We start from the raw sequence: 3,513 nt of genomic DNA, 5'->3' as shown, positions 1-3,513 counted from the left end.
CACACAGCAGCATCGGTTATAAATCGCCCGTAAACTATGAAAATCTAAATCAGAATTTCTACTTTAGAGTGGTTGCGGCTTAGGGGAAGCGTACAACGGGAGGCAAAGGATTTATAATCTTAGCGAACGGAGATAAGCCAAATCGATTTCCAGTAATAGGTCATGCCCGGAATGTTATATTGAGCAACCTTGATTGGCAATCAGAGCAAGGTGAAAATGAATATATGGATATTCCGGATGCTTACAAAGAAAAGTTAGCAGGTGTTTATCACGACTTCCTTTATGGTCAACAGTTTAATACAGTGATAAAAGAAAAAAATGGTAAGTTCTATGTAGAGTCTCCTTTTTTTGAATTTTTCCGAGGTGATAAGAGCAATGAACTACTTTATACTAAAAAAGGTTATTTTAAAATTGTAGACTATCCGAACTTATTGAAATTTAATCTTGATCAAGAGAATAAGACTGTATCACTGTATCGAGATGAGATATCTGTGCAGATAGATTTAATTGATAATAAAATTCAATGATGCGCGGAACACCACACTACTGGATTTATTACACAAACTCCGGGTAACACCATTTCAATAATCAAGGGGGCAATCACCGGGTTGTTGTTCCGGTTTACAAATTAGTGATCCGGGAGTGATAATTATTAGCGCAGATTACAATTAAGTGTCGATGAACGATGGGCCTAAAGATTTCATGCTTAAGCAGCTTGATGACAAGTTTTTAAAAATGTCTGATTTGAAGTCATTTTATAAGAATTATGGGGATGGTTTGCTTGCTACGGAAAAGGAAACTATCAAAAACAAAATCACCAGTTTAAGAAAGATTTACAGGTCAAAGAAAATTAATGCTGTAAACATTTATGGGGGCACGTTGAGCATAGGCCCAAGACCCGGGATAGGTAAGTTGCAAGAATTATATAAGGATGGTACCGATATAATTGTAACATTGCTGAAGAAGGAAGAAAATGCGGATGATATAAATATTTTTACTACAGATGTGGATATGGATTGGGTATGGTTTCCTTTATCTGCATCAGAGTTGAGTAAAGATGATGACACCATAAATAGCCTCTTGGCAATATATGCGAGACTACTGGGGGAACTTAAGATGGGGAAGAGTATTCATATTCATTGTGCTGCCGGGGTTCACAGAACAGGCTTATTCACAAATGGATTATTGATGTTTTCAGGCTTTGATGGATCGGAAGCCAGACAGCTTATTTACAAAATGAGACCAGTAACAGCTATAGAAAAAGTTGAAAAGCACTGGGCCTGGAGTACTTCAATTGTTCAGGAATACTTATCAAATTTGCCTAACGAAAAAGGGTCAAAGCTGGCCGGAAGGCCCGCAAGCGACCAGGCAACTCCTCCAACCGATTAACCGCATGATTACCGATATGGATAAGGACATCCTGCAGCCAGTCACAGGGGTGGACGGACGCTTGCGTTCATAACTGTTTAGGCCACTGGCACCCACACTAAGTCAGTAAAACCTGGCCGCTACCAATCTTTAAATCACTAGATTTGGGCATTCTGAAGTAAAAGTCAATAAATGCAACTCCGTAAATTCCTTCCCTTCCTGATGCTACCCCTGGCACTATCCTTGAACAGCTGTGCTGGAAAAGCGGTAGAAGCAGAGACCGCTGGCGAGGCGGAGACTGTCGCATCAACTATGACTAAGCACCCCAGCGATGTCCTTCCCTTTATGGATGAATGGAAAATCTTACTTGGTGACGGTACGAACGTCAAAGATCTGGTTGGTTACGCCAAGGAGGATTTCTTCTACGTGCAGGAGGAGGAAGGAATGGATTGGGTGGTGTATAAGACACCCAACTCCGGGATAACTTCCCGGACGTCGAGCAACACCAGAACGGAGCTGGGGCAAAAAGACCACTGGGTGCCGGAGACGGGCGGTAAGCTAACGGGGACGCTTAAGGTGATGCACGTATCTACCAACGGAGATGCGCGGGTAGCGGCTTCCTACTCCGTAGTGGTGGGGCAAATCCACAGCGGGGAGGGGCACGAGAATGAGCCGCTGAAGATCTTCTACAAGAAATTCCCGGGCCACGACAAGGGATCGCTGTTCTGGAACTATGAAATCAACACGGAAGGAGACAACAAGGAGCGCTGGGATTTCTCTACGGCCATTTGGGGCTACGACATGTCAGTGGTCGGCACCGCTCCGGATGCCTATCCGGAAGAACCAGCAGATGGTATTGCCCTTGGCGAAGAGTTCAGCTATGAGGTGAATGTCTACGAAGGGATCATGTATCTTACCTTCAACAGAGAAGGGCAGGAGCCAAAGACCTTCACGAAGAACCTCATCGCTTCTGAATACGTAAACGCTTCCGACATCCCTCAGCAGGTGCTGACGGTGTTTGCCTCAACCGGTCAGGATGGAACGGAGCAGCCCGGTGCTTACACCGGGGAGCTAAACTACTTTAAGCAAGGAGCATATAACCAGACCAACGGGAAGTCTCCGGAGAGCAACATGGTTTGGGGCACCGGCGCAGAGGTCTACGGTGGAGATATCGCTCAGCAGTACGCCAACGGAAGCTATACAGAGGTGTGGTTCCGCGAAGCGACGGTAGGAGCGGGGACGCCGCCAAAGGGAGAGTAGGCAGCCTTTTGTGAGTTTTTGAAGGGGGAGATAAAGTCGGCATCGGGGATGATGCTATTCCCATAACGATGTGTTTACCGTTCTGCACAAAAAGAAAAGTCTACCAGAAAGCCAGCCTTGAAAAACTAAGTTACACCAACTTCACGTCCAGCGCAACGGGCCCTTTGGGGCCTTTCCCTACCTCAAAGGTTACTTTGTCGTGCTCTTTAATCGGGGCAGACAAATTGTCGATGTGGACAAAGTAACTTTCCCCCGAATTTTTCTCTTCAATGAAGCCGTAGCCTTTCTCGGTGTTGAAGAATTTGACCGATCCGGATTTGGTGAACTTGGATTCTGATGCTCCTTCTTCTTTGCGGTAGCTGATATTAATATCGCTAATCGAAGTCTCTTTACTGGGGTCAAAAGTTGGTTTCTCAGCGGTTAGGTTTCCATCTTCCCCTACATACATAAACTCTAGCGGCTTGGTGTTGTCAGCTTTCTTTTGCTGTCTTTTCTCCGCCTTATCTCTTTTCTTTTTCTGCCGTTTCTTTTCGCGTTCTTTTTTATTGAAGCTATCTGCCATTATCAATGTTGGTTTTTATTGGAAAATTCAAACAGTTATAAAGTAAGGCAGGTTGAAATTTGTTGGAAAAATCGCTTAAACTACCATCGGAAACAACTTTTGGACGCCGAAGGTAGGCAATTCCGGAGGAAGTAGGGGGAGGGCGTTTCTTTCTGTGTGTGAATAACAATGGTCCGCTACGATTTCATGCAACTTTGGAAGTATTATCTAAGGCACGCCTGTACGTAGTCTTGAAAATTGACCTGTTTAGGCAAACCCTACACACGCTCAAAATGCGAAACCCCGTGTTTTAACCAGAAAAGTGGCCCATTCCTTCCCGTCTT

At 44.7% G+C, this 3,513-nt stretch carries 4 protein-coding genes; 3 read left to right on the top strand and 1 reads right to left on the bottom strand.

All coding sequences use genetic code 11. From position 1 onward, the window contains the following. Positions 1 to 179: 179 nt before the first annotated feature. From BM123_RS23630 to BM123_RS23620, 3 genes are all read left to right on the top strand, one after another. Positions 180 to 527: a hypothetical protein gene (locus BM123_RS23630; RefSeq protein WP_090173598.1), complete on the top strand. Its 348-nt coding sequence runs from the start codon at positions 180 to 182 to the stop codon at positions 525 to 527. Between the two features lie 151 nt (positions 528 to 678). Continuing rightward, complete coding sequence (locus BM123_RS23625; RefSeq protein ID WP_090173597.1) at positions 679 to 1,389, top strand: protein-tyrosine phosphatase family protein; 711 nt, start codon at positions 679 to 681, stop codon at positions 1,387 to 1,389. A gap of 171 nt (positions 1,390 to 1,560) precedes the next feature. Next, the gene (locus BM123_RS23620) at positions 1,561 to 2,628 is read left to right on the top strand and encodes a polysaccharide lyase family 7 protein (protein WP_090173596.1); all 1,068 of its coding nucleotides are present in this window, start codon (positions 1,561 to 1,563) and stop codon (positions 2,626 to 2,628) included. A 130-nt stretch (positions 2,629 to 2,758) separates the two neighbouring features. Here the strand turns inward: BM123_RS23620 and BM123_RS23615 are convergent, their stop codons facing one another. Beyond that, positions 2,759 to 3,190: a cold-shock protein gene (locus BM123_RS23615; protein ID WP_090173595.1), complete on the bottom strand. Its 432-nt coding sequence runs from the start codon at positions 3,188 to 3,190 to the stop codon at positions 2,759 to 2,761. Positions 3,191 to 3,513: the final 323 nt, after the last annotated feature.

This window comes from Neolewinella agarilytica, from assembly GCF_900110645.1.
GTDB lineage: Bacteria > Bacteroidota > Bacteroidia > Chitinophagales > Saprospiraceae > Neolewinella > Neolewinella agarilytica.
The sequence above is the reverse complement of the archived record's forward strand: the minus strand, read 5'-3'. Positions and strand labels throughout refer to the sequence as shown.